Genomic DNA, 19514 nt, shown 5'->3' on the forward strand with positions numbered 1-19514 from the left:
ACTAATAATTACCTAGTTTAAATTTGGAGTTACTGTGTCTCAGTTAAAAATTGCCACGCGTCGTAGTCCACTAGCCCTTTGGCAGGCAGAACACGTTAAAGCTCGTTTAGAAGCTTTACACCCTAACTTAGAGGTGGTGTTAGTTCCCATTAAAACGCAAGGCGATATTATTTTGAACACGCCCTTGTCAAAAATTGGTGGCAAAGGTTTGTTTGTTAAAGAGTTAGAAGCCTGCATGTTAAATGGTGAAGCAGATATAGCCGTTCACTCCATGAAAGATGTACCTATGGAATTTCCAGAAGGTTTAATGCTAGGACCCATTCTTGAGCGACATGCGCCAACTGATGCTTTTGTATCGAATAACTATAACTCTTTTGATGACATGCCAGCAGGCAGTATTGTGGGCACTTCAAGTCTACGCCGTAGTTGTCAAATCTTGGCTAATCGTCCCGATTTAAAAGTGGAGTGGCTACGTGGCAATATTCAAACCCGTATGAGCAAGCTAGATGCGGGTGATTACGATGCGATTTTATTAGCCACTTCTGGTTTGCAGCGCATGGGTTTAGGTGAGCGAGTGCGCTTAGATATTCCAGCAGAAATTTCTTTACCCGCCTGTGGGCAAGGTGCTTTAGGTATTGAGCTGCGAGAAGATGATGAGCGCTGTGCTGCTTTGGTTGCACCCTTAAATGATGAGCTTTCAGCGAGCTGCGTATTAGCAGAACGAGCCATGAATACTCGTTTGCAGGGCGGTTGTCAGGTACCGATTGGTGGCTATGCTATTTTGGAAGGTGATCAGTTGTGGCTACGCGCGCTAGTGGGTGAGCCAGAAGGCACGCTAATTTTACGTGCTGAAGCTAGAGGCCCAGCCAGCGATCCTGTTGCTTTGGGAGTGAAAGTTGCTGAAGACCTTTTAGCTCAAGGTGCAGGTGAAATTTTATCTAAAGTTTATGGTTTTAAGGTAGATTAAACTTTGCCCATTAAAATATTAACTACCCGCCCTGAGGCTATGGCAGAGCGGGTAGTTTTGCCCTTGCAGGCGGCGGGTTATCAAGTCAGTAATGTGCCTCTACTAGCAATAAAGCCACTGACATTACAGCCAGCACAAAAACAATGGTTATTAGATTTAGACCAATTCCACCGTGTCGTGGTTATTAGCCCTAGTGCTGCTGATGTTTTGTTAGAAACACTTGAAGACTATTGGCCACAATGGCCCATAGGTGTGAACTGGTACACTGTGGGTCAAGGTACTAAGCTGAGATTGCATAAAGCCGGTATTGAAGCTGAGTGTCCAGCTAAAGGCGATAAAAGTGAAGACCTTTTGCTCCACCCAGAGTTACAAGCGTTAGCAGGAGAGAAAGTTCTGCTAGTGAAAGGTTTGGGCGGTCGAGACTTGCTAGCTGAAACTTTAACCGCCAGGGATGCTCAAGTTAGTGTTTTATACCTTTATGAAAGGGTTAAGCCAAAACTCAACCCACAGCAAATAGAGCAGTTGCTAACTGGAAACCACCAAGCTCTAGTAGTAACCAGTGGTGATGCTTTAATGCAATATTTAGCTTTTTTAAAAGCTGAGTTTTTAGAGCCTGATAAACTAAATCTACAGCAAAATCGTTGTTGGGTATTAGTACCGAGTTACCGAGTAGAGCAACAGGCCAGAGCCTTAGGCTTTAACAGGGTTACTAATACAGACGGTGCAGGATCAGAAGCTATTTTAGCCGCAATAAAAGCGTTAGCTTTATAAACCAGAGTGCTAGGCATTTAAGGGGATAGGTTATGTCAGCGAAGCAAACAGAAGATGAAAATAAAAAGCAGCCAATAGAAAAAGCTGCCAGTGAAGCTGAGAAAACAAAACAAAAACCCGCTAGTAACTCAACAGCTACTAACCAAAAAAAATCTAATTCAGCACCTAGTTCACCTGCTAGCTCAAATACAAAAAAGACCAGAAACACCAAGCTTTGGTTAGTTTTATTTGTATTGTTTTTATTGGTATTGGTCGCTTTTGCAGCAACGGCAGCATTGGGCTGGTTTGGTTACCAGCAACTCATTCAATTAGAGCAGCAGCTAGCCGATCGCCCCACCAAACAAGCTTTGCAAAAACCCTTACAAGGTTTGGCATCCATTAACGATCTACAAGAACGCCAAGTTTACTTACAAAGAAGTTTTGAAAACCAAGAAGGTCACTTGGCTGATATACAACAGTCTTTGGCTAAATCAAGTGAGCCTAAGCCCCGAGATTGGTTGTTAGCAGAAGTAGAGTACCTACTGCGTTTAGCTAACCAGCGCCTAAAGCTAGAAGAAGACGTTGAGGGTGCTTTAACGCTAATGACAACCGCTGAGCAACGCCTAAAGCAAGCCGAAGTACCAGGTACCTTAGGTGTACGTAGTGATCTGCTAGAAGACATAGAAGAACTTCAAGGCATACCTAAGCTCGATAAAGTGTCTATGGCACTAAGCCTGCAAAAACTTGCGGACCATGCTCTAAGTCTAGAAGTTCAGCCTCTTGCAGAGGCCCCTTCACTTAGTTTAGCTAAAGCCAAACAAGTTGCAGATGAAGCTCGTTGGTATCAACATTTATGGCAAGAAATTAAAAACTTAGTGGTAGTGCGTAAACGTGAACTACCACTAGAAGCTTTGCCCTTTACAGCCGATGAGTTAGAGCTACGTCATCAGTTAAGTGCGCTTTTGCTGCAAGCGTCTTGGGCAGCTTTAAGAGGAGAGCAACAACTCTATGACGCTAGTATTTCGGCGGCGGTTAAGCGTTTTAAAGGGTTTGATGCTAGCCAGCCAGCAGCAAAGGCTTTTAACACTCAGCTTCAAGCCTTAGTCGCGCAAAAAGTAACCCAAAAACTACCCGAAACAGAAACCAGTCTAGATAGCTTGCAAGCATTTATTGCACAACGCTATAGCTTAAAACTACCTCTGCTACCCGAAGAATCCTCTAGTGAAGAAACTGAGAAAGAGGTGCAGCCATGATAAAGCGCGTATTTATATGGCTGTTTTTTCTTGCAGCTGCGGTGTTAGTTGGACAGCAGCTACTCAAAGGTACAGGTTATCTTTTACTGGTATTACCAGATGGACAAACCAGTATAGAAATGTCTTTTTGGACAGCCCTAGTTCTATTGGTTAGTAGTTGGTGGGTTGCTGCTTGGTTATTACATTTTTTAGGTTGGTTGGCTCATCCTTTGCGTGGCCTAAAAAACCATCACCTACGTTTTAAAAATCAGCGAGCGCTTAAACTAACAGTTAAGGGTTTAGTGGAGTTGGCTCAAGGGCGCTGGCGCCGAGCAAGAAAACTCTTATCTAAGTCTGCTAAAGATAGTGGTGCTCCTTTAATTAACTACCTAGCAGCTGCTCAGGCTGCGCACTATGAAGGTAGAAATGCTGATGTTGAAGCCTTTTTAAAACAAGCTGAAAGCTCAACACCTTCAGCGGGTATAGCGGTGGATTTTTTACAAGCACGAATCCAGTTAGACCAAGGGCATTATGAGCAAGCCCTAGCCACCCTAGTACGCTTACATGAGAAAGTACCTTGTCACCCAGTGGTATTACGTCAACTGCGAGATGTACACCTTGCCTTGGCTGATTGGAAGCCATTAATTCAACTTTTACCCGACCTACGCCGCCACCAAATAGGCTCACAAGAAGAAATAAATCAGCTAGAAAGGCAAATTTATTTGCGTAGGCTAGATGAGCTACTAAAAGATGTACGCCTTTCAGACAACTTTATAGCTGTTAAGAACTTATGGGATGGCCTACCTGCAAAAATGAAGTTAGAAGATGACTTGGTGCTTGCTTGGCTAAAAGTGCTGGTTAAACAAAAGGAATTTGGTTTAGCTGAACAATTATTAAACCAAAGTTTAAAAGGTGCTTGGTCGGCTAAGCTAGTTGAGCAGTATGGCCTGCTACCCAAAGAGGCAGAGCCTAAGCGACGCTTATTAGAGGCTGAGCAGTGGCTAAAAGAGCGACCAAATGACTCTGTGCTTTTGCATGCCTTGGCTAGAATAAGTCAACAGCAAGCCTTGTGGGGAAAGGCGCTAGAGTATTATCAAGCCAGTTATCAGCTAGAAGTTAAGGATCAGCTTTGTGCAGAAATGTCACAGCTTTACTTTTCTTTGGGTGAAGAAGTGCAAGGACAATTCTACCAAAAGCTTGCTTTACAAGGCTTACAGAGACAGTTGCCAGCCTTACCACTACCCCTAAAGAAATAAATACGAATTATTCTCAAAAAAGACTTGCCAATAGTAATGAGACTGATTATCATTGTTTAACAGGTCGCGAGATCTCTTTGCCTGAATAGAATTTAAGCTTATAGCTGTGCGGTAGGTTCCCGCTCTTTTCAGGTTCTCCTCATCATCAAGCGAGTCTTTGCCACCCCTCCCCCGGGGTGGCTTTTTTTTGCCTAGTTAATCATCTTGCAAAGTAAATTTACTGGCGGCTTGCTCAAAAACATTGGTTCCAGAAGAATCACCCGCACTGTCACTACCTAGTTTAATCATAAGGCGTAAGTCATTAGGCGAATCAGCATGTAGTAAGGCTTCCTGCTCACTAACTAAACCTTCATTAAAAAGATCAAATAAAGCTTGATCAAAGGTTTGCATACCTAGGTCACGAGACTTTTTCATTAAGCTTTTAAGCTGATGAACCTCACCTTTACGAATAATGTCAGAAACTAAGGGGGTGTTAAGCAATATCTCTATAGCTGCTCGTCGCCCCTTGCCATCAGGCGTAGGTACTAGCTGTTGAGCAATAATGCCCCTTAGGTTAAGTGATAAATCCATAAAAATTTGCGGGTGGCGCTCGGTAGGAAAAAAGTGAATGACCCTTTCTAGTGCTTGGTCGGCATTATTAGCATGAAGTGTAGCTAAACAAAGGTGACCAGTTTCAGCAAAAGCTAGTGCATATTCCATCGTTTCACGATTACGCACTTCACCAATCATAATAACGTCAGGTGCTTGGCGTAGCGTATTTTTAAGGGCTACTTCAAAGCTTTCGGTGTCTATGCCAACTTCCCGTTGAGTAACAATGCTTTGTTTGTGTTGGTGAATAAACTCAATGGGGTCTTCAATACTAATAATATGCCCACGTGAGTTTTCATTACGGTATTGAATCATTGAAGCTAAAGAAGTGGATTTACCAGTACCCGTTGCACCAACAAAAAGAATAAGCCCACGCTTGGTCATGGCGAGGTCTTTAACTTTCTCAGGTAGATTTAATGTATCTAACTGAGGAATATTAAACTCAATACGACGTAAAACCATGCCTACTTGGTTACGCTGATAAAAAGCACTTACTCTAAAACGGCCTATGCCAGCAGCACTAATGGCAAAGTTACACTCTTTATTGGCACGAAAGTCATCACGCTGTTCCTGATTCATTATTCCAAGAACTAGCTCGCGCGCTTGGTCTGGTGAAAGCTTCTGATCTGTCAAAGCTTCTAGCTGCCCATCAACTTTCATTGAAGGTGCCATGCCGGTGGTAATAAATAAGTCAGAGCCTTTACGCTCTGCCATGGTTTTTAAAAAGTCAGTAAATTTCATAAATTAAAAGCTTTCTGGTTGTTTGGCTTTTTCACGCGCAGCTTCTTTTGTTATTAGCCCTTTAGCTACTAGCTGCTTAAGTGACTGATCCATGGTTTGCATGCCGTGTACCGAGCCCGTTTGAATGGCTGAATACATTTGAGCAATTTTATCTTCTCTAATTAAGTTACGAATAGCAGGTGTGCCAATCATTATTTCGTGAGCGGCAATACGGCCACCGCCTTCTTTTTTTAGCAGCATTTGTGAAACAACACCCTGCAAAGATTCAGACAGCATAGAGCGCACCATAGACTTTTCTTCAGCAGGAAAAACATCCACTATACGGTCGATGGTTTTAGCGGCACCCGTGGTATGCAGTGTGCCAAAGACGGTGTGGCCGGTTTCTGCAGCTGTTAAGGCAAGGCGAATGGTTTCTAGGTCGCGCAGCTCGCCCACAAGAATAACATCTGGGTCTTCACGCAAGGCAGAACGCAAAGCTTCTGAAAAACCTAAGGTGTCACGGTGTACTTCTCGCTGGTTGACTAGGCACTTTTTAGACTCATGCACAAACTCTATAGGATCTTCTATAGTGAGGATGTGGGCATTTTTTCGTTCATTCACGTAATCTATCATAGCGGCAAGGGTGGTTGACTTACCCGAACCTGTTGGGCCAGTCACCAGCACTAAGCCACGCTGTAACATAGCTAGGTTACGAAAAACATCACCCATACCTAGCTCATCGAGCGTCAGTACTTGTGATGGAATTAACCGGAAAACAGCGCCAGCCCCTCGGTTATGATTAAAAGCATTAACCCTAAAGCGTGCTAAGCCGGGTAATTCAAAAGAAAAGTCAACTTCTAAAAACTCTTCATAGTCACGCCGCTGCTTGTCATTCATTATGTCGTAAACTAGCGCATGAACTTCCTTATGGCTCATGGCTGGAACATTAACCCGACGTATATCGCCATCAACCCGAATCATGGGTGGTAGATCTGCAGAAAGGTGCAAATCGGAAGCCTTCTGTTTTGCGCAAAAGGCAAGTAGTTCTGTAATATCCATGCATAACCTCTGATGCGTGCACTTGTCAGAGCCCAAATTGAACCCAACAAAGAATAACCTAATGTTGCAATCTGTAATTACTGAGCATATCGCAAAGGTTCGCCAACAGGTAGAGCAAGCCTGTTATAAGTTTGGCCGTAACCCCTCACAAGTCAAAATTTTAGCAGTGAGCAAAACCCAACCAGTAGAAGCAATTAGGAGTGCTGCTTCAACCGGTCAGCTAGCTTTTGGAGAAAACTACTTGCAAGAAGCTTTGCAAAAACAACAGGCTTTGGCTGATTTACCAGAACTAGAGTGGCACTTTATTGGTGCGGTTCAGTCCAATAAAACTCGAGAAATAGCAGAGAATTTTGCTTGGCTACATACTTTGGATAGGCAAAAAATTGCTCAACGCCTTAATAATCAGCGGCCAGAAAGCTTGCCAAAACTGAAGGTGCTTATTCAAGTGAATGTAAGTAATGAAGCAAGTAAGGCTGGGGTATTAGCTACTGAAGTTATAGCTTTTGCTAAGCAACTAGTTAAGCTTCCCCGTTTAGAGCTATGCGGTTTAATGTGCATACCTAAAGCAACAGAAGATATGACTGAGCAACGCCAAGCTTTTGCTCAACTAGCAAGTTTGCAGACAGAACTTAATCAAGCTTTACCAGGCTTGAATTTATCCACCTTATCTATGGGCATGAGTAGTGATTTAGATGCAGCCATTGCAGAAGGTAGTACGCTGGTAAGGATAGGAACTGCAATTTTTGGTGCGCGTAAAACTTAAGTGTGAAGCCTGACTAGAGCTAAACAGGTAAAGTAAGTAAAAGGAACGAAGATGACAGAACCAACGACTAAAACCCAGCCTAACATCGCTTTTATAGGCGCTGGCAATATGGGTGGCGCTATTTTACGCGGCCTAGTAAAACAAGGTTATCCCGCTAGCTCCTTAATGGCTACGGGTCGAGATTTAGCTGGCTTAGAGTTGCTAGCTAAAGAAACAGGTGTAGGCACTACTACTGATAACCAACAAGCAACAGCCTGGGCAGATCTGGTTGTTTTAGGTGTTAAGCCCCAAGTCATGCAGGCTGTTTGTCTAGATTTAACTCAAACAGTGCAAACTACAAAACCTTTGCTACTGAGTATTGCGGCAGGTATAACAAGTGACACCTTGTTGAGCTGGTTAGGCGGCAAGCTGCCTTTGGTACGCTCTATGCCAAATACGCCTTCGCTTTTAGGTGCAGGTGTTGCAGGGCTTTATGCTACACCAGAGGTGAGTCAGCAGCAGCGAGCTTGGGTAGAACAAATTACACAAGCCGTTGGTCAGGCTTACTGGGTAGAAAAAGAACAGCAGTTAGATGCAGTCACAGCGGTATCAGGCTCTGGACCAGCCTATTATTTTTTATTCACCGAAGCCTTAGCTGCTGCGGGTGAAAAGTTAGGCTTAAGCCCAGAGTTAGCCTTAAATTTAGCTAAAGCAACAGCCGCAGGTGCAGGTAAAATGCTGCTAGAGTCACAAGATGAGCCAGCAGAGCTAAGACGTAAAGTGACTTCACCTGGTGGAACAACAGAGCAGGCTATACATACCTTGATAGAAAAGGGTTTGCCTGAACTAGTTGAACTAGCTGCACAGGCTGCAGCGAGCCGAGCCGTAGAGCTAGCAGAAGAACTAAAAGACTGCTAGTTACTAGGTGCTTAAAGTAGAATGATATAAAACTTTGTAATTAAGCTAAGTTAGCGGAGTATTAATATGGGAATGGGTGCAGGTTTGGCTTCTTTTATTCAGCTGTTATTCAGCATGGCAACCTTTGTTGTGGTACTAAGGTTTTTACTGCATCTGAGTAAAGCTGATTACTTTAACCCGATTACTCAGGGGGTAGTAAAGGCAACCAACCCTATTGTATTGCCCTTACAAGCAATTATTAAGCCTCAAGGCCGTTTAGATTTCTCTAGTTTGTTAATTGCTATCGCACTTAAAACTCTGGGTATCTTCATTGCCTTGTATTTGGTTGGTGCTAGTGCAGGTATAACGAATCTTCTAATTGGTGGTTTTGCTGGCGTTGTAAAAACAATTTTAGATCTCTATTTCTTTATGTTGATCATTTCTATTGTACTTAGCTGGGTTGCTCCTCAAGCCAGTCACCCTGGTGCAGTTTTGGTCTATCAGTTAACAGAACCTGTTATGGCTCCGGTTAGAAGAATTATTCCTAGTTTAGGTGGCTTAGATCTATCGCCTATTTTTGTGTTTTTAGGTATTAACCTACTTTCTAGCCTACTAGTAGGCACCCTGGCACAGTTAGCTGGTTTACCTGTTGCAAGGTTTATTGGTTTTTAGCTATGACAACGAGCCATTTTCAATCCGCTCAACAAAGTTTGCAGGCAAGCTTAACTGTTAGCCAACTAAACAGGCGTGCAAAGCAGCTGTTAGAAAAAGGTTTGGCGCAGGTATGGGTTGAAGGCGAGGTGTCTAACTTTACTGCTTCTAGCGCAGGGCATTGGTATTTTATTTTAAAAGACCAGCAAGCACAGTTGCCTTGTGTGATGTTTGCAGGACGAAATGGTTTAGCTGCACGTCGTCCTGTGAATGGTGACCGCCTTCTATTAAAGGGTAACCTTAGTCTTTATGAAGGACGTGGCCAGTATCAGTTGCTTGCTGATGCCTTACGCTTTAGTGGTGAAGGTGATTTGCTGGCGCGTTTAGAGGCTTTAAAACAAAAGTTAGCAGCTGAAGGTTTGTTTGCAGTAGAGCGTAAACGCGCCCTACCAAAAATGCCTTTAACGCTGGGAGTTATTTCTTCTTTACAAGGGGCAGCTTTACAGGATGTTTTGCAAGTATTAAAGCGTCGTTGGCCTTTAGCAAAAGTTTTAGTCTATCCCGCTCAAGTACAGGGTGCAGAAGCACCCGCTAGCTTAAGAAGAGCTCTAGCTTTAGCGCAATACCACGGGCAGCCAGAGGTATTACTCTTAACCAGGGGTGGTGGTAGCCTAGAAGACTTACAAGCCTTTAACGATGAAACCCTGGCACGCATGGTGGCAGCGTCTGCTATGCCAATTATTACTGGTGTAGGCCATGAAACTGATTTTACACTGGTAGATTTTGTTGCCGACCAGCGTGCTGCTACGCCCTCTGTTGCTGCAGAAGCAGCTAGCCCAGATGTCGTAAGCCTTTTAGAGCAATTGGCAGGATTAAAACAGCGCTTAAACTTGGCTGTTAATAGTTGTTTGCCTAGGCATCAACAACGTTTAGATCATTTATCTTTGCGTGCAGAAGCACCCTTGCGCTCTTGGCAGCAAAAAAAACAAGAGCTGCAATATTTAGCTGGGCGCTTAGCTGCACAGCACCCTCAGCAGCGTCTGCAGCGCACCCAAAAGCAGTTGCAACAGCTGACAAACCGCTTAACTGCAGCAAGACCAACCCAGCGTATTAAAAAAACACAGCAGCAGTTACAGCAGCTAAGTTCAAGTTTGCATAACAGCCTAGCTAATCAACAAGAAGTTAGGTATTTAAAACTAAAGCAAATGGTTGCTCGCCTGCACAGTTTAAGCCCGCTTAATACCTTGGCTCGTGGCTATGCTCTGGCTGAAACACAAAAAGGCCAGCTAATCAGTTCGGCTAATCAAGTAGGTAGAGGTGAGCAAATTACCGTCTGGGTGGCTGAAGGTGCTTTAGAGTGCAGGATAGAAAAAACAGACCCTGCTGCCATTAAAAACTAAGGAGTTGGTATGCGTTTAGTTAGGTTGATCATTGTTTTTGGGTGGTTGTTAGCTAGCTCAGTAGTTCAAGCTCAAACCTGGCCAAGAGAAGAGCGGGTGCCTGGCGGCATAGCAATAATTAAAATACCCCAGCAAAGCGAAGCACCACCGCAAGTCGTGTTTAATAAAAAACGAGTTTATACCGCCAAAAAAGACGGGCAATGGTTTGCCTGGGTAGGCATACCTTTAAATCAAAAACTGGGTAAAACTCAAGCTTACTGGCGTACGCGAGACGGCGATTTACCCTTGCCTTTTACAGTAAAAAATAAAGACTATGCTATACAAGAACTTAAAGTTGCACCTAAACACGTTAACTTATCGGCAGAAGACCTTGCCAGAGTAAGGCGAGAAACACCCGAACTCCGTGGTGCAATGAATAATTTTCGTCCTGTTGTTTTACCCTTGCCCAGTATCGTTCTGCCTACAGAAGGTAGGCAATCTGGCTCTTTTGGTTTACGTCGAGTGTTTAATGGTGAGTCAAGAAACCCTCACACGGGTTTAGATATAGCTGCACCACAGGGAACCCCCATCAAGGCAGCTTTACCAGGCCGTGTTGTTGCTCAAAACCATTACTTTTTTAATGGTAAAACCTTAGTGCTAGATCATGGGCAAGGCCTAACCAGCTTATATTGCCATATGAGTCGTTTTGCTGATTTAAAAGTGGGTGATGAAGTTAAAGCGGGACAGTTAATAGGTGAGGTGGGTACAACGGGTCGCTCTACTGGCCCTCACTTGCACTGGACGATGAGCTTAAACACTGCACGAGTTAACCCCTCTTTATTCTTACAAAAAGCAGCAAACTAATCTTCCACTAATAAGAGGTGGATAGCATGTTGAGAAGGTTTACTCTGCCATTAGTCATGCTGTTGCTTGCCTATGTGCTTTGGGTGGGTTCAGAGTTTATGGAACTGGCACTAGGCGTAGCTTTCTTTATTTTTGGAATGATTTGTCTAGAAGATGGCTTTAAAACCTTTGCAGGGGGTGCTTTAGAAGCCTTGTTGCAGCGCTCAACAGACCGTCTATGGAAAAGCCTTACACTAGGCATCACCAGTACCACCTTAATGCAATCTAGTACGCTGGTTTCATTAATTACCATTTCTTTTGTTAGTTCTGAAATGATTAGTCTGGCCGCAGGAATAGGCATTATTTTAGGAGCCAATATAGGTACTAGCACGGGTGCCTGGTTGATAGCAGGCTTAGGTTTAAAAGTAGATATTGCCAGTTATGCTATGCCTATTTTGGTATTTGGTGTGCTGCTCTTAATGCAAAAAAGCAAGCGAGTTAAAGGTCTGGGAAACCTAATACTAGGTGTAGGCTTTTTGTTTTTTGGCATTCATTTTATGAAGGAAGGCTTTACGGTTTTTCAGCTAGGTTTTGATCTTTCTGCTTATAGCATGACAGGTATCTATGGTGTTTTAGTTTTCACCTTAATAGGTACGCTAATCACTTTTATTATGCAGTCGAGTCATGCCACGTTACTTATTGTTATAGCAGCCTTGGCGGCTGGGCAGGTGAGTTATGAGAATGCTTTAGCACTGTCTATTGGTGCTAGTTTAGGCAGTGCCATTAGTGCAGTTATAGCTGGTTTTGCAGCTAACCTAGGTGGTAAAAGGTTGGCTGCTGCTCAGGTAGTGTTTAGCTTAGTGACCAGCCTGTTAGCGATACTGCTAATTAACCCGCTAATTCAGCTAGTTGATTGGATGTCTGGTTATCTAAGCATAGGTTCAGAAGACTATTTATTGAAATTAGCACTCTTCCAAACTTTGTTTAGAGTGTTAGGTGCGCTGGTGTTTATGCCCTTTATTAGTCAAGTAGAAGCTTTGTTAATTAAAGTTCTACGCTTTGTGCCTAAAAGTATTGAGCAACCTATTTATATCTACCCTGAAGTTTTAGAAACACCTTCAACAGTTGTTGTGGCAGTCCGTAAAGAGGTTCAGCACTTATTTGACAATGCTTTTGGCTTGCTTGCTAGAGGCTTAAGTTTAAAGCGAAGCACCTTAGAGTCTGAAGAATCTTTATCTACAGCGGTAAAGACAACAAAGCGAATCTTCCCTTTAGATGTGGAAGATGCTTATGAAGAAAAAATAAAAAGCCTGCACAGTGAAATAGTCGCCTTTATTAGCGAAGCTCAAATGCGTGAGTCTACACGTGAGGCAACAGAGGAACTTTACGTTTTGCGACAAGCTAGTCGCGACATTGTTAGTGCTGTAAAAGGTATGAAACATTTACACAATAACCTGTCTCGCTATGGTTTATCGGCTAACTTAGCGGTAAGGGATAGGTATGATCAAATACGTTTAGATTTAGCAAGGCTATTAAGAGAGCTTCAAGTTTTGCTAGCAGAAGAGCCCTCAAGCACAACAGCTTTATCGCTGGACTCACTTAGATTGGCTGTACAAAAAGCTAGCCGTACTATGACAGATGAACTAGATGAAATGATTCGTTATCGCCGTTTAACTGCCAGTATTGCCACTTCAATAATGAATGATGAGAATTACGTAACAGGTATAGCTAACAACCTGATTTCAGCAGTCAATGCTTTGCTAACCAGGGAAGTAGATGAAACAGCTGAAGCCTTTAATTTAGACGAGGCAGATATTCAGCAGCTAATGAATAAAGAAGTAGATTCTCCTCTTGAAAGCTTAAAAAGCTAGTTAAGGAAAGGCGTATTTTGGGGTATTTAAATGAAAGCTAAAAAACTTATGGAGCTAGTTAGTCAGTTTTTAGACGCTGACAGCAAAACTCAACAGGAAGAAATTAAATCGATTCGTAAGGTTTTAAAAGAGCTAAAGGGTAAAGAGCTAAAGCTGCGGGCTAAGTTGGCAGAAAAAACTCATAGTGACCCTGAAGATGCCGAAGCAATAAAGCTAAAACTAGACGTTATTTATGCACAAAGACGTAAAGGTGTAATGAAGGTTTTTACGTTAAAGCGTAAATCAGTCACTAATAAAAATACAGATAAGGTAGACGATTAGAATGTTAACAAGGAAAAGAAATGCCCAGTACATTTGATTTAAAAAGCCCTGGACTAGCTTGGCTAGTAGGCTTAGCTGCAGTCATAATTATTTTGGCTGGTTTAAAAACTGCAGAAGCCCTAGTCATACCTGTAATGCTGGCTCTTTTTGTTGGTATTATTTGTACGCCTCCCCTGCATTTTTTAACACGCCTTAAAGTGCCCCCTATTTTAGCAATTCTAATTATTGTCAGCTTTTTAGTTGTGTTTGGTGGTTTGTTAGGCATGATCGTCACTACTGCTATAGATAACTTTATTACTCGACTACCTGATTACCAGCAGCGCTTAGAAGCCGAAATGATAGGCTTGCTACCCTTGTTAGAGCGGTTTGGTGCACCGGTAACTAGTAAGCAGCTATTGACTCATTTTAACCCTTCTCAAGTGATGGATTGGGTTGCTAAGGCTCTGTCTAACCTAGGGTCATTATTAACCAACTTGTTTTTAATTATTTTTATTGTGGTTTTTTTGCTTTTAGAAGAGGCAACCTTTCCCTTAAAGCTACGTCAAGCCTTGCCTAATGCAGATAAGTCTTTGCGTAATGCTAGCCAATTTGTGGTGCAGGTTAATAAATACCTGGTTATTAAATCAACCGTTAGCCTAGTGACTGGCAGTGTTATTGCCGCATGGGTTTGGGCTTTAGGTTTAGATTTCCCACTTTTGTGGGGGCTAATTGCTCTGCTTATGAACTTTATACCTAACGTGGGTTCAATTTTAGCGGCCATTCCAGCTATTTTATTGGCCATTGTTCAACTGGGTTTTCCACAGGCAGGTTTAGTGGCTGCAGGCTATGTGGTTGTTAATCTAGTGATGGGTAATTTAGTTGAACCACGCTTTATGGGTAAGGGTTTGGGTTTGTCGCCCCTAGTGGTTTTCTTATCACTTATTTTATGGGGCTGGTTATTTGGTGCTGCGGGTATGTTTCTTTCTATACCACTAACCATGATTGCTAAAATAGCCTTAGAACAATCCTCTTCGACTCAATGGGTTGCGGTGATGCTAGGTAATGGCGCAGCAGAAACAGACAGCAACAGTGAAGATGAAAGTAAAGATCTAGAAGAGAGTAAGGCATTAGCTGCAGAGCAAAAATAGCTGGAATTAGAAATAAAAGCTGGTAGCAGAAAATAACTTCTGCTATCTTTGCCGCTTGATTGTTATGTTATAACATTTGGTGGCAAGTATGAAACTCTGGAATTTTTCTCTTTTACAGCTAGGCAGCTTAACGCGCTTATTGGTCGTTCTGCCTCTTATCGCTGTTTTATGGTTACTCACTGGCTGGGCTATTAGCTAATTTTATGATGAAAGTTAACCCGGCTAAACCTCTAATAGAGTTCAACAACCTAACTCTAGGTTATGAAATGCACCCAGCGGTTCACCATTTAGATGGCCAAATTTTGGCTGGTGACCTGCTTGCGGTAGTTGGTCCAAACGGTGGTGGTAAATCAACGCTTTTAAAAGGCTTAATGGAAGAAATACGTCCACTAGGTGGCAAAATCACCTGGCCACAAGGTCGGCCTCAGCTAGCTTACTTACCCCAAAGAGCTCGCCTAGATTTAGACTTTCCTTTACGCGTTGCAGACTTTGTAAGCCTAGGGCACTGGCCAAGACGAGGTGCTTTTTCGACTATTAGAGCAGTGGATAAACAAGCGGTGGATCAGGCTCTAAATGAGGTAGGTTTAGCTGGCTTTGGTAAACGATCATTAGATTCTTTGTCTGGTGGTCAGTTACAGAGGGTGCTTTTTGCACGTTTACTATTAGAAGATGCCCCGCTAATTTTACTTGATGAACCTTTTGCAGCGGTAGATGCGGCAACCACAGAAGACTTATTAAAGCTAATTAAACACTGGCAAAAAGAAGGCCGAACCTTGATTGCAGTTCTGCACGACCTGCATCAAGTACGCAATCATTTCCCTAAATGCCTGTTACTTGCAAGGGATGTATTAGGCATGGGAAAAACAGAGAGCGTCCTAACCTCTGCTAATTTAGCTAAAGCAAGAAAAGTGCAGGTTTTAGCTGACCCTTTAGCACCTATTTGTGATTTTGATGAAGCAGAGGAGCAAGCATGATTGATTGGGCTTATCAGGCTTTATTAGCTCCTTTTATAGATTTTGGCTTTATGCGAAGAGCTTTAGTGGGTTGCATAGCCTTAAGTGTTAGTGCTACGCCTGTGGGTGTTTTTTTAATGCTAAGGCGTATGAGCTTAACAGGTGATGCTATTGCGCATGCTCTTTTACCCGGTGCTGCTATAGGTTATATGGTTGCAGGCTTGTCTTTAGGAGCGATGACCTTGGGTGGCTTAATTGCTGGCTGGATAGTCGCTTTATTATCGGGTGGCCTTGCACGTATTACCGTGCTTAAAGAAGATGCCAACTTAGCCGTTTTCTATCTGCTTTCTTTGTCTTTGGGTGTGTTGTTGGTTTCTACACAAAGCCGCAATATCGACTTACTGCACCTCTTGTTTGGTAGCGTGCTGGCGCTCAATAACGAAGCTTTAATACTCTTGGCAGGCATAGCTACGATTACGTTAATTTTGTTGGCAGTGTTTTTGCGACCTCTAATTTTAGAATGCCTAGACCCTGATTTTTTACGTCGTCATAGCAAAGTAGGCACAACAACTCACTTGGTGTTCTTGGCTTTAGTGGTGCTTAATCTAGTGGCAGGTTTTCAGGCCTTAGGCACGCTAATGGCGGTAGGCATTATGATTTTACCAGCTACTGCGGCACGCTTTTGGGCAAGGCAGTTAGACCAGCTTTTGTTAGTGGCTTTAAGCCTGGCTTTACTTGGTTGCTGGCTAGGTTTGTTGATGTCTTGGCATTTAGACTTACCCACTGGCCCAGCCATTATTTTAGTGCTGGGTAGTTTGCATATCTTTTCACTTTTTGTAGGCCGCGATGGATTGCTAAAGCGCTGGCTGCATCCTAATAAACACCTTAAATCTTAATTTGGAGTTGTTAAAATGGCGTTAATTTCCAAAAAAATGGGCAGAGTTTGTTTAGTGCTTTTGCTTGGTCTAGGTGCATACCTGCTTCAGGTTAAAGATCTGCAAGCTAAAGATAAGCTGTTAGTAGTCACTAGTTTTAGTATTTTACAAGATATGACCCAGCAGCTAGCAGGTGATAAGGCAGAGGTGGTAAGCCTAGTGGGTGTTAATGAAGACTCTCATACCTATCAACCTAAACCTTCTGATTCTCGTAAGTTAACTAAGGCTGATTTAGTCATAGAAAATGGCTTAGAGTTTGAAGGGTGGATGGATAGGTTAGTTGCGGCAAGTGGATATAAAGGATTAAGGGTTATTGCTGCTCAGGGCATTGACCTTCATCAAAAAGAATCCAAAGCTAGCCACGACCACGACCACGACCACGACCACGACCACGACCACGACCACGACCACGACCACGACCACGACCAAGCTAGGCATCAGCATGGAAAATATGATCCCCATGCATGGCAAAGTTTGATTGCTGCACAACAGTATGTGAGCAATATTCGTGATGGCTTAGTTAAGGCAGATCCCAAAAATCAAGCCTATTATAAGGCTCAGGCAGCTGCTTACCTTGAGCGTTTGCAGGCCTTGCATCAGGCAATGCTAGTGCGTTTTGAGAAGCTACCAGCTGACCGGCGTACAGTTATGACTGCTCATGCTGCCTTTGGTTATTTAGCTGCCGATTATGGATTAAACTTTGTTTCACCCCAAGGCATCAGCACTGCATCTGAGCCTTCAGCCTCTGAAATGGCAAGACTAATAACGCAAATTCAAGATCAGCAGGTGAGTGCTATTTTTATTGAAAATATGGCAAACCCTCGTTTAGTTGAACAGCTAAGACGTGAAACTCAAATTAAGCTAGGTGGCACCCTCTACTCAGATGCCTTGTCTGATGCTTCAGGAAACGCAGCAAGCTATTTAAAAATGATGGAACATAACTTAGAAACCCTGTTAAGTGCTTTGGAGTAAGAATCAAAGTTTAAGGAGTCAGGAGGTAGAAAGCGTTGCTTAAATTTCTAAGGCAAAAAACAAGCCTGCTAACCACCTTGGTTTTACTAACTCTAGCAGGCCAACTCAATGCACACCCGCATGTATGGATAGACTTACGCACTAAGCCGGTCATAAATGATCGGGGTGAACTACTGGGTTTAGAGCAGGCTTGGCGCTTCGATCCTTTTTATAGTTTGGTGTTAATAGAAGAGCTTGAAAAAGGTGGTGCAGCTGAAGAATTAGAAGAACGCTATGACCAGCTTGCTTGGGAAATAGTTAAAAACTTAAATTCAGTCAACTTCTTTACGCAAGGGAAAGCAGAGTTAATGGCGAGTCAGTGGGCCGAGGTGACTGAATCTACCCTATTAAAAGTAGGTGCGCGTATTGAGCTAAGGTTTTTTTTACCCCTAGTGGAACCCTTACTAGTGAAGGAAGCCACGTTTAGCTACCAAGTTTATGATCCTAGTTACTACATTGAAATGCTGCATGCAAAAGAGGGTGGCCTAGACAGAACAGGCTTAAAGCCCACTTGTGAGCTAAGCCTTGAAGTTGCAACGCCCTCACCTGATTTAATTCAACAAGCCTTAGCTTTAGATAAAACTCAAGTGGCTGATGACCCACAGCTAGGAAAATACTTTGCCGAGCGGGTTAACTTGGATTGCTTAGAATGAAATACCTATTAATTACCCTAGTCTTTTATAGTGCTTTTTTAGCTGCTTCCCCTTTACCTGGTATTCCACCTACCGACTCCCAGCATGAGCCGGTTACTCAAAACTTATCTAACCCTAGTGCAAGTGAAAGCCAAAATACTTGGCAAAAATTAACCTTTTGGATAATGCAAAAGCAGCGTGAATATCATCGAAGCCTGTCTGCAAAAGTCGAAGCCTTAAGTGAAGAAAAAACTTGGCAAAACACTGGGTTGTTATTACTACTGAGTTTTTTGTACGGTGTATTTCACGCGGCTGGCCCAGGGCATGGTAAGGCAGTTTTAACTACTTATTTATTAACTCAGCCAAAAAAACTACGACAAGGTGTCCAGCTTTCTTTTTTAGCAGCAATGCTCCAAGGGGTAACGGCCATAACGCTAGTCGGTTTTTTAGTGCATGGGCTAGGTTGGTTAGCAAAAGAGGCCCTGACAAGTGTGTCTTATATAGAGGCTGCTAGTTTTTTACTGGTTGCTTTATTGGGTTTAGTGCTTATTTTTAGAGGTGTTCGGCAACTTTTACAGGCTAGAAAAAAACTAAAATTTACGCCTTTAAGTTCAGCCAGTAGCCCATTAGGTTTACAGCTTTCTTCAAGTGCTTTAGCTTCAAGTGCTTGCACTAGCTGTGGTAAAGCACATCACATTACACCAGAACAGTTAAGCGGTCGCAGTCGCTTACAAAATTTAAACCTGGTTTTATCTATAGGTTTGCGACCTTGTTCCGGTGCGGTACTAGTCTTGGTTGCAACTAATTTGCTAGGGCTTTGGTGGTTGGGTGTGCTAGCTACCCTAGCCATGGCATTAGGAACATCGTTAACCGTGGCCAGCTTAGCAATTTTGGCAGTAGAGGCTCGCAAACTAGCTCAGCGCTTAGTGCAACTACAAAGCAACGCTCTAAGCAAACTGAGTGGGCTGCTAGTTATTGCTGGGGGTGCTTTTATTTTAGTTTTAGGAACTAGCCTACTAATAGGTAACTTAACAACCACTGACTCTTTAAACCTTTTTTAACCCATCAAGCTGGTGAAACCCTTCTTGTCAGCTCATTTCTTCTGTTGAACTAACCTAGGGCGCATTCTCCTTCCAATCTTGATTGGTGGGAGTCAAGCCCCTTTTTGGCTTTCGATGTATTGCTTTACCATTGCTAGCGGTGCGCCGCCGCAGGTTACGATGCAGTACGACCTCGACCAGAACACTGGCTTCCTATAGTGTCGCTTTAGATCTTCTGCAAACTCCGCTCTAATCCTTCGGCTTGTGCCTGTTTTTAGCGCATTCACAAAATCTGCTACAGCATGCTTTGGTGGCAACTCAAAAAGAATGTGGATGTGGTCAGGTTTCCCGTTTATCTCTAACAAGCAGCCGCCCCATGCCTCTATACGCTCTTTTATCAGTTCTGATAGGCGCGAAAGGATTGCTGGGGTAATCGCCTTGTTTCGATATTTAGTTACCATAACCAAGTGGTAATTTATGTTGTAAACACAGTGATTGAGGGGTTTTAACGTTGTTTTATTCATAGTAACCAATTATAGT

20 protein-coding genes are annotated in these 19514 nt (G+C 43.1%); 17 read left to right on the forward strand and 3 right to left on the reverse strand.

The features are described from left to right. Window positions 1-34: 34 nt before the first annotated feature. Genes hemC through BP27_RS0104665 form a run of 4 tightly spaced genes read left to right on the forward strand, consistent with a single transcriptional unit; the run spans window position 35 to window position 4205 of the window. The gene (gene hemC / locus BP27_RS0104650) at window positions 35-967 is read left to right on the forward strand and encodes a hydroxymethylbilane synthase (RefSeq protein WP_027850561.1); all 933 of its coding nucleotides are present in this window, start codon (window positions 35-37) and stop codon (window positions 965-967) included. Window positions 968-970: 3 nt separating this feature from the next. Further along, window positions 971-1738: a uroporphyrinogen-III synthase gene (locus BP27_RS0104655; protein WP_027850562.1), complete on the forward strand. Its 768-nt coding sequence runs from the start codon at window positions 971-973 to the stop codon at window positions 1736-1738. A 32-nt stretch (window positions 1739-1770) separates the two neighbouring features. Further along, window positions 1771-2970 (forward strand): uroporphyrinogen-III C-methyltransferase, encoded by a 1200-nt coding sequence (locus BP27_RS0104660; protein ID WP_027850563.1) that lies wholly within the window; start codon window positions 1771-1773, stop codon window positions 2968-2970. Next, the gene (locus BP27_RS0104665) at window positions 2967-4205 is read left to right on the forward strand and encodes a heme biosynthesis HemY N-terminal domain-containing protein (protein ID WP_027850564.1); all 1239 of its coding nucleotides are present in this window, start codon (window positions 2967-2969) and stop codon (window positions 4203-4205) included. Before BP27_RS0104660 ends, BP27_RS0104665 begins: the two co-directional genes overlap by 4 nt. Window positions 4206-4400: 195 nt before the next feature. Here BP27_RS0104665 and BP27_RS0104670 read toward each other — a convergent pair whose 3' ends face one another. Both BP27_RS0104670 and BP27_RS0104675 read right to left on the reverse strand, forming a co-directional pair. Further along, the gene (locus BP27_RS0104670; RefSeq protein ID WP_027850565.1) at window positions 4401-5534 is read right to left on the reverse strand and encodes a PilT/PilU family type 4a pilus ATPase; all 1134 of its coding nucleotides are present in this window, start codon (window positions 5532-5534) and stop codon (window positions 4401-4403) included. Between the two features lie 3 nt (window positions 5535-5537). Next, complete coding sequence (locus BP27_RS0104675) at window positions 5538-6572, reverse strand: type IV pilus twitching motility protein PilT (protein WP_027850566.1); 1035 nt, start codon at window positions 6570-6572, stop codon at window positions 5538-5540. 61 nt (window positions 6573-6633) lie between these two features. Here BP27_RS0104675 and BP27_RS0104680 point away from each other — a divergent pair, with 61 nt between their 5' ends. From BP27_RS0104680 to BP27_RS0104745, 13 genes are all read left to right on the forward strand, one after another. After that, complete coding sequence (locus BP27_RS0104680; protein ID WP_027850567.1) at window positions 6634-7335, forward strand: YggS family pyridoxal phosphate-dependent enzyme; 702 nt, start codon at window positions 6634-6636, stop codon at window positions 7333-7335. A 51-nt stretch (window positions 7336-7386) separates the two neighbouring features. Next, entirely contained in the window at window positions 7387-8232 is an 846-nt protein-coding gene (gene proC, locus BP27_RS0104685; RefSeq protein ID WP_027850568.1) for a pyrroline-5-carboxylate reductase, read from the forward strand. 66 nt (window positions 8233-8298) lie between these two features. Next, the gene (locus BP27_RS0104690) at window positions 8299-8883 is read left to right on the forward strand and encodes a YggT family protein (RefSeq protein ID WP_027850569.1); all 585 of its coding nucleotides are present in this window, start codon (window positions 8299-8301) and stop codon (window positions 8881-8883) included. Window positions 8884-8885: 2 nt separating this feature from the next. Continuing rightward, a complete protein-coding gene (gene xseA / locus BP27_RS0104695; RefSeq protein WP_051610302.1) occupies window positions 8886-10262 on the forward strand; it encodes an exodeoxyribonuclease VII large subunit in 1377 nt (458 codons plus the stop codon). 9 nt (window positions 10263-10271) lie between these two features. Further along, window positions 10272-11105: a M23 family metallopeptidase gene (locus BP27_RS0104700; protein ID WP_051610304.1), complete on the forward strand. Its 834-nt coding sequence runs from the start codon at window positions 10272-10274 to the stop codon at window positions 11103-11105. A gap of 26 nt (window positions 11106-11131) precedes the next feature. Beyond that, entirely contained in the window at window positions 11132-12955 is a 1824-nt protein-coding gene (locus BP27_RS15230) for a Na/Pi cotransporter family protein (protein WP_036239394.1), read from the forward strand. A gap of 30 nt (window positions 12956-12985) precedes the next feature. Then, window positions 12986-13276 (forward strand): hypothetical protein, encoded by a 291-nt coding sequence (locus BP27_RS0104710; protein WP_027850572.1) that lies wholly within the window; start codon window positions 12986-12988, stop codon window positions 13274-13276. A 20-nt stretch (window positions 13277-13296) separates the two neighbouring features. After that, window positions 13297-14403, forward strand: a complete 1107-nt coding sequence (locus BP27_RS15235) for an AI-2E family transporter (protein WP_084324512.1) — start codon at window positions 13297-13299, stop codon at window positions 14401-14403. Between the two features lie 203 nt (window positions 14404-14606). After that, on the forward strand, window positions 14607-15377 hold the full coding sequence (locus BP27_RS0104725; protein ID WP_027850573.1) for a metal ABC transporter ATP-binding protein: 771 nt from the start codon (window positions 14607-14609) through the stop codon (window positions 15375-15377). Next, on the forward strand, window positions 15374-16252 hold the full coding sequence (locus tag BP27_RS0104730) for a metal ABC transporter permease (RefSeq protein ID WP_027850574.1): 879 nt from the start codon (window positions 15374-15376) through the stop codon (window positions 16250-16252). The genes BP27_RS0104725 and BP27_RS0104730 overlap by 4 nt, the downstream gene beginning before the upstream one ends. A gap of 15 nt (window positions 16253-16267) precedes the next feature. Next, window positions 16268-17263: a metal ABC transporter solute-binding protein, Zn/Mn family gene (locus BP27_RS0104735; protein ID WP_027850575.1), complete on the forward strand. Its 996-nt coding sequence runs from the start codon at window positions 16268-16270 to the stop codon at window positions 17261-17263. A gap of 35 nt (window positions 17264-17298) precedes the next feature. Beyond that, window positions 17299-17955, forward strand: a complete 657-nt coding sequence (locus BP27_RS0104740; protein ID WP_027850576.1) for a DUF1007 family protein — start codon at window positions 17299-17301, stop codon at window positions 17953-17955. After that, entirely contained in the window at window positions 17952-18995 is a 1044-nt protein-coding gene (locus BP27_RS0104745) for a nickel/cobalt transporter (protein WP_051610306.1), read from the forward strand. Before BP27_RS0104740 ends, BP27_RS0104745 begins: the two co-directional genes overlap by 4 nt. A gap of 92 nt (window positions 18996-19087) precedes the next feature. On the opposite strand, the gene tnpA is transcribed toward BP27_RS0104745, so the two are convergent. After that, window positions 19088-19498 (reverse strand): IS200/IS605 family transposase, encoded by a 411-nt coding sequence (gene tnpA / locus BP27_RS17570; RefSeq protein ID WP_027850578.1) that lies wholly within the window; start codon window positions 19496-19498, stop codon window positions 19088-19090. Window positions 19499-19514: the final 16 nt, after the last annotated feature.

This window comes from Marinospirillum insulare DSM 21763, assembly GCF_000686905.1.
Lineage (GTDB): Bacteria > Pseudomonadota > Gammaproteobacteria > Pseudomonadales > Halomonadaceae > Marinospirillum > Marinospirillum insulare.